This is a genomic window from Streptomyces sp. N35 (genome assembly GCF_016464295.1).
GTDB lineage: Bacteria > Actinomycetota > Actinomycetes > Streptomycetales > Streptomycetaceae > Streptomyces.
Window position 1 is genome coordinate 1 of record NZ_JAEIMH010000139.1, and the last position, 6,183, is coordinate 6,183.

Annotated in this window: 5 protein-coding genes and 1 pseudogene; 1 reads left to right on the forward strand and 5 read right to left on the reverse strand. The window is 69.1% G+C overall.

Annotation, left to right across the window (positions count from 1 at the left end; all coding sequences use genetic code 11):
* Positions 1-91 precede the first annotated feature (91 nt).
* Positions 92-1,417, reverse strand: coding sequence for a serine hydrolase domain-containing protein (locus JAO81_RS39940; RefSeq protein WP_307814184.1), 1,326 nt, complete (start codon positions 1,415-1,417; stop codon positions 92-94).
* 232 nt (positions 1,418-1,649) lie between these two features.
* Positions 1,650-3,125, reverse strand: coding sequence for a replicative DNA helicase (gene dnaB / locus JAO81_RS39945; RefSeq protein ID WP_199552918.1), 1,476 nt, complete (start codon positions 3,123-3,125; stop codon positions 1,650-1,652).
* Positions 3,126-3,584: 459 nt separating this feature from the next.
* Between dnaB and JAO81_RS39950 the strand changes: the two genes are divergently transcribed.
* Entirely contained in the window at positions 3,585-4,922 is a 1,338-nt protein-coding gene (locus JAO81_RS39950; RefSeq protein WP_199552919.1) for an MATE family efflux transporter, read from the forward strand.
* 224 nt (positions 4,923-5,146) lie between these two features.
* Here JAO81_RS39950 and rplI read toward each other — a convergent pair whose 3' ends face one another.
* The 3 genes and pseudogenes from rplI to JAO81_RS43200 form a co-directional block, all read right to left on the reverse strand.
* Entirely contained in the window at positions 5,147-5,593 is a 447-nt protein-coding gene (rplI, locus tag JAO81_RS39955; RefSeq protein ID WP_165331413.1) for a 50S ribosomal protein L9, read from the reverse strand.
* Positions 5,594-5,611: 18 nt separating this feature from the next.
* Positions 5,612-5,848, reverse strand: a complete 237-nt coding sequence (gene rpsR, locus JAO81_RS39960; protein WP_006381652.1) for a 30S ribosomal protein S18 — start codon at positions 5,846-5,848, stop codon at positions 5,612-5,614.
* Between the two features lie 57 nt (positions 5,849-5,905).
* Positions 5,906-6,183 (reverse strand): annotated as a pseudogene (locus tag JAO81_RS43200) (single-stranded DNA-binding protein); the annotation flags it as partial.

Below are 6,183 nucleotides of genomic sequence, written 5' to 3' on the forward strand. Positions count from 1 at the left end.
CACGACCCCGAACACCTCACGACCCCGAACACCTCACGACCCCGAACACCTCACGACCCCGAACACCTCACGACCCCGAACACCTCACCGCTTACGGCAGCTTCAGCCCTCGCCAGCCCTCCGGGTCCACTCCACCCGGCACCGGCGCCCCCGCGTCGTACGGCTCCCGCGTGAACACGAACGACCCGAGGTCGAGATGGCTGACCGTCCCGTCCGGCCGCCGTACCGCCCGCAGCGTCTCGCCCGCGTAGTACCCGCCGAGCCCGGTCCAGGTCCCGTCCTCCTCGGCCCGGAACCGCGAGGACCGCCCCTTGCCCTGCAGCGGCCCCAACTCGATCCCGTCGGCGAGCACCCGCAGGCCGTACCCGCTCGTGCCCCAGTACCAAGGACCCGCCAACTCCAGGACGCGCGGCTCGACTTCGGGCAGCGGCCGCCACGGCTCGGGGAAGCGGGGTTCGGCATCGGCCACGATCCGTACGAGATCGGTGGCGAGCGTGCCGATCAGCGGCCCGGACGTGCAGTTGGCCAGCGCGACCGCGGCGAGCCCCTCCTCCACGCTGAGCACCAGGCAGGCCAGGAACCCCGGAAGCGACCCGGTGTGCCCGGCCAGCGAGCGCCCGTCGCGCCTGAAGAGCTGCACCCCGAGCCCGTACCCGCCCTCCCAGTCCCCGTCCTCCGGCGGAGATGCGGGCGCCCGCATCTCCCGTACGGTCTCGGCGCTCAGCACCCGGTCGTCCCCTTGCGCGAGAAAGACCGCGAACCGCGCCAGATCCCTTGTCGTGGACCACAGTTGACCGGCCGGCGCCATCAGACCGAGATCCTCGACCTGTTCGGGCATCATCACATCGGCCCAGGGGTGCACGGCCCAGCCTCCCGCCGCCGGCGCCTGCGCCGTGCCGGAGGTCCGTGTGAGCCCGAGCGGGTCGAGCACCTCGCGCCGCAGCACGTCCTCCCACGGAGCACCTCGCAGCTTCTCGACGAGGACGCCGAGCACCGTATAGCCGGGGTTGGAGTAGTGATACCGCCGCCCCACGGGGTGCCGGAACGGCTCCTCGCCGAGCACATCCCCGAGCTCCGGCCGCTCGGTTCCCGGCGTCCGCTCCCACCAGGCACCAGGCGTCTCGGCCGCCAACCCGCCCGTGTGGGCGAGCAGTTGCCCGACGCTCACGTCGCCGATCCCCGTGTCCGGCAGATGCTTCTCGACCGGATCCCCCAGTTCGAGCAGCCCCTCGTTGCGCAGTCGCATGACCAGTACGGCGGTGAAGGTCTTGGTGATCGATCCGATCCGGTACTGGACGTCGCCGTCGGGCCCATGGCCGTCCACCGATGTGGCCGCCCCCTCCCACACGATCTCCCCGTCACGCACCACGGTGGCCACGACGGAGGGCGCCCGGCCCTCGGACTGGGCGACGGCCACGCGGTGGTGGAGGGCGCGGCGGGTAGAGGGGAGGAGCGGGGCGAAGGCGGCTCGGGGGTCTTCGGGGCCACGGGGGTCTGTGCTGAAACCGGATGACGTCATGCGGCCAGTTCACCGTGCGGCGGGGACGAGGTCGAGCCGATTTCCCCGCAGCGGCCCAACAGCTCCTGAGCGGCCCCGACAACGGCCGCACGGACCATCCTCCGTGTAAGCCGCCGGTTGAGCCCGGGGCTCAGGTCTGCGCCATGTCCACGAAGCGCGAGTAGTGGCCTTGGAAGGCCACGGTGATCGTCGCCGTCGGACCGTTACGGTGCTTGCCCACGATGATGTCCGCCTCGCCCGCGCGCGGAGACTCCTTCTCGTACGCGTCCTCGCGATGCAACAGGATGACCATGTCCGCGTCCTGCTCGATCGAGCCGGATTCACGGAGGTCGGAGACCATCGGCTTCTTGTCCGTACGCTGCTCCGGGCCACGGTTCAGCTGCGAGAGCGCGATCACCGGGACCTCGAGCTCCTTGGCGAGCAGCTTGAGGTTTCGCGACATGTCCGAGACTTCCTGCTGACGGGACTCGGAACGCTTCGAGCCACCGGACTGCATCAGCTGCAGATAGTCGATGATCACGAGGCGGATGTCATTGCGCTGCTTGAGCCGGCGGCACTTGGCGCGGATCTCCATCATCGACAGGTTCGGGGAGTCGTCGATGTACAGCGGCGCCGCCGAGACCTCGGGCATACGGCGTGCGAGACGCGTCCAGTCCTCATCGGTCATCGTGCCGGAGCGCATGTGGTGCAGCGCGACCCGCGCCTCCGCGGACAGCAGACGCATCGCGATCTCGTTGCGCCCCATTTCCAGGGAGAAGATGACGCTCGGCAGATTGTTCTTGATCGAGGCCGCACGCGCGAAGTCGAGCGCCAGCGTGGACTTACCCATGGCGGGACGCGCCGCGATGACGATCATCTGGCCCGGGTGCAGACCGTTGGTCAGCGAGTCGAAGTCGCTGAACCCGGTGGGCACACCGGTCATCTCCCCACTACGGGAGCCGATCGCCTCGATCTCGTCGAGCGCGCCCTCCATGATGTCGCCGAGCGGCAGATAGTCCTCGCTGGTGCGCTGCTCGGTGACGGCGTAGATCTCGGCCTGGGCGCTGTTGACGATCTCGTCGACATCGCCGTCGGCCGCGTATCCCATCTGCGTGATCTTGGTGCCGGCCTCGACCAGGCGGCGCAGGACCGCCCGTTCATGGACGATCTCCGCGTAGTACTCGGCATTGGCCGCGGTCGGCACCGTCTGCACCAGCGTGTGCAGATACGGAGCACCGCCGACCTTGGTGATCTCGCCACGCTTGACCAGCTCGGCCGCGACCGTGATCGGGTCGGCCGGCTCGCCCTTGGCGTAGAGATCGAGGATCGCCGTGAAGATCGTCTCGTGCGCGGGCCGGTAGAAGTCATGGCCCTTGATGACCTCGACGACGTCGGCGATCGCGTCCTTGGACAGGAGCATGCCGCCGAGCACGGACTGCTCCGCGTCGAGATCCTGCGGCGGTACGCGCTCGAAGGCCGCACCACCGTCCCAGCCGCCGCCGTCTCGACCGCGCTCGTGCTGCTCATCGCGACCTCGGCCACCGTTGGCACGCTGGCGGGAGGCGGGCAGACGATCACCCGGACCGCTGTCGGCCCACGGGTCGTCCAAGGGCTCGGAGATACTCACCGGGCCACCTCCTCCCGTCCGCCGAGCGGACCTCGCCATGCCCTCATTCCTACGGCACGACACTGACAAAAAAGAGGCCCGACTCCGCTTCTGACGCGAGAGATCCACAGGGTTTTCGAGGCAGGAGAACAGACGCGGGCGCCGCACCACGGTAGGGCCCCAGGCACCGTCAGCCAATCTGGTTATCCACAGGCACTGTGGATAGTGGACCCGATGCTGTGGAGAACCCCGCCAATCCTGTGCACGGGCCGGTGGACAGTCCTGTGAACAAGCCCTCAAGGTCTTCCACAAACAGCTTCTGACCTGCAGTTTCCTTGTCCACCCACTGTGCAGAGAAAAAACTTCCCCAGTCGGACCAAGATCAGAACAAACAGTGCGCCACGATCCGCCCAACCAAGGGTGATGTAATGACTGCAGGTCGCTTGCATCCATTACCTGTGGAAGATTAGATTGGTGCTCATGACACAGGCTCCCCCGACCCCCAAGGCTGCCCGCCGGGCACATGACCGCGAGATCATCGCGCTCGCCGTCCCGGCGTTCGGCGCGCTGGTCGCCGAGCCGCTGTTCGTGATGGTGGACAGCGCCATCGTGGGTCATCTCGGCACCGCTCAGCTCGCCGGTCTGGCGGTCGCCTCGAGCCTGCTCCTCACCGCCGTCGCCATCTTCGTCTTCCTCGCGTACGCCACCACGGCGGCCGTCGCCCGCAGAGTCGGCGCCGGAGACCTCCCGTCGGCGATCCGCCAGGGCATGGACGGCATCTGGCTGGCGATACTCCTCGGCGTCGCCACCCTGGCCGTCGTCCTGCCCACAGCTCCCACGATCGTCGACCTGCTCGGCGCCTCCGACACCGCGGCGCCCCACGCCATCACGTATCTGCGGATCTCCGCGATCGGCATCCCGGCGATGCTCATCGTCCTCGCCGCGACAGGCGTCCTTCGCGGACTGCAGGACACCAAGACCCCGCTGTACGTGGCCATCGCAGGCTTCGCCGCCAACGCCGCCCTCAACGTGGGCCTCGTCTACGGCGCCGATCTCGGCATCGCCGGCTCCGCCTGGGGCACGGTGCTCGCCCAGTACGGAATGGCGGCCGCCTATCTCGTCGTCGTGGTGCGTGGAGCGCGCCGCCATGGCGCCTCATTGAAGCCCGACGCCGCCGGCATCCGGGCCTGCGCCCAGGCCGGAGCGCCCCTGCTGATCCGTACGCTGTCGCTGCGCGCGATCCTGATGATCGCCACCGCGGTGGCCGCCCGCCTGGGCGACGCCGAGATCGCGGCGCACCAGATCATCCTGTCGCTGTGGAGCCTGCTGGCCTTCGCCTTGGACGCCATTGCCATCGCGGGCCAGGCCATCATCGGCCGCTATCTGGGCGCGGGCGACGAGGAGGGCGCCCGAGGTGCCTGCCGGCGGATGGTGCAGTGGGGGATCGCGTCCGGAATCGTGCTCGGACTCCTGGTCGTCGCCACCAGCCCGCTGATCCTGCCGCTGTTCTCCGGCGACACCACAGTCCATGACGCCGCACTGCCGGCGCTGATAGTGGTGGCCGTCTCCCAGCCGATCTGCGGGATCGTCTTCATCCTGGACGGCGTGCTGATGGGCGCGGGCGATGGGCCCTATCTGGCCCGGGCCATGCTCGTCACCCTGGCCGTCTTCGCCCCGGTCGCCCTGCTCGTCCCCGTCCTCGGCGGCGGCCTGACCGCTCTCTGGCTGGCGATGACACTGATGATGACCGTCCGCATGCTGACCCTGTGGACCCGCACCCGCTCGGGCCGCTGGATCGTGACGGGGGCTACTCGGTAGATCAGCCCGGCCTGCGTTTGAGGCCATCCGACCGAAGGTCGGATTCGAGGTCCGGGGCGGAGCCCCAGTTCCGGGAAGGGGCGGGGCAGGGCGGGGGAGAAAAACCCACCGCCGGCACCCCGACACCGGCCGACGTTTCACGTGAAACCTCAGCCCGCACACAGCAGGAGGGGCCGCACCCGAAACGGGTACGGCCCCTCCACACGCTGAAAGCCAGCGCAGCGTTACGCGGCGACGACCTCGATGGTCACCTTGGCGGCAACCTCGGGGTGCAGACGCACGGACGCCTCGTGGGCACCGAGCACCTTGATCGGCGCGCCCAGCTCGATACGACGCTTGTCGACGTCGGGGCCACCGGCAGCCTTGATCGCCGAGGCGATGTCGGCCGCAGTCACGGCACCGAAGAGACGACCGGCGTCGCCGGAGCGCGTGGCAAGGCGAACCTTGACGCCCTCGAGCTGGCCCTTGACCTGGTTGGCCTGCTCGATGGTCTGGATCTCGTGGATCTTGCGAGCGCGGCGGATCTGCGCCACGTCCTGCTCGCCACCCTTGGTCCAGCGGATAGCGAACTTCCGCGGGATCAGGTAGTTGCGGGCGTAGCCGTCCTTGACGTCGACGACGTCGCCGGCAGCGCCGAGGCCGGAGACCTCGTGGGTAAGGATGATCTTCATTGTTCTGTCACCCTTCCCTTATCGCGCGGTGGACGTGTAGGGCAGCAGCGCCATCTCACGGCTGTTCTTGACGGCCGTGGCGACGTCACGCTGGTGCTGCGTGCAGTTGCCGGTCACGCGGCGGGCACGGATCTTGCCGCGGTCGGAAATGAACTTCCGCAGCATGTTCGTGTCCTTGTAGTCCACGTACTGGACCTTGTCCTTGCAGAAAGCGCAGACCTTCTTCTTAGGCTTGCGCACAGGCGGCTTCGCCATGGTGTTTCTCCTGTGTGATCAAGAAGTGTGGGTAAGCCCCACCCTTGGCCGTGAGGCCTAGAAGGGGGGCTCGTCCGAGTAGCCGCCACCGGAGCCGCCGGAGCTTCCGCCCCAGCCGCCACCGCCGCCGCCCTGCTGCTGACCGCCGCCGGCCGGCGCACTGGTCGCCCAGGGGTCGTCGGAGGGAGCTCCGCCGCCCTGAGGCTGACCGCCACCGGAGCTTCCGCCCCAGTTGCCGCCGCCCTGCTGGCCGGCGCCCCCCCCGCCGCAACCCCCCCCCCCCCCCCCGCCCCGGCGGGCGGCGCCGCCGGGGTTGGTGGGCGTGGTCGGGGGGG

Bases quoted from the DNA above. Each gene is read 5' to 3' on its own strand.
- JAO81_RS39950 (WP_199552919.1), top strand. From the start codon at position 3,585: ATGACACAGGCTCCCCCGACCCCCAAGGCTGCCCGCCGGGCACATGAC.
- rplI (WP_165331413.1), bottom strand. From the start codon at position 5,593: ATGAAGATCATCCTTACCCACGAGGTCTCCGGCCTCGGCGCTGCCGGC.
- rpsR (WP_006381652.1), bottom strand. From the start codon at position 5,848: ATGGCGAAGCCGCCTGTGCGCAAGCCTAAGAAGAAGGTCTGCGCTTTC.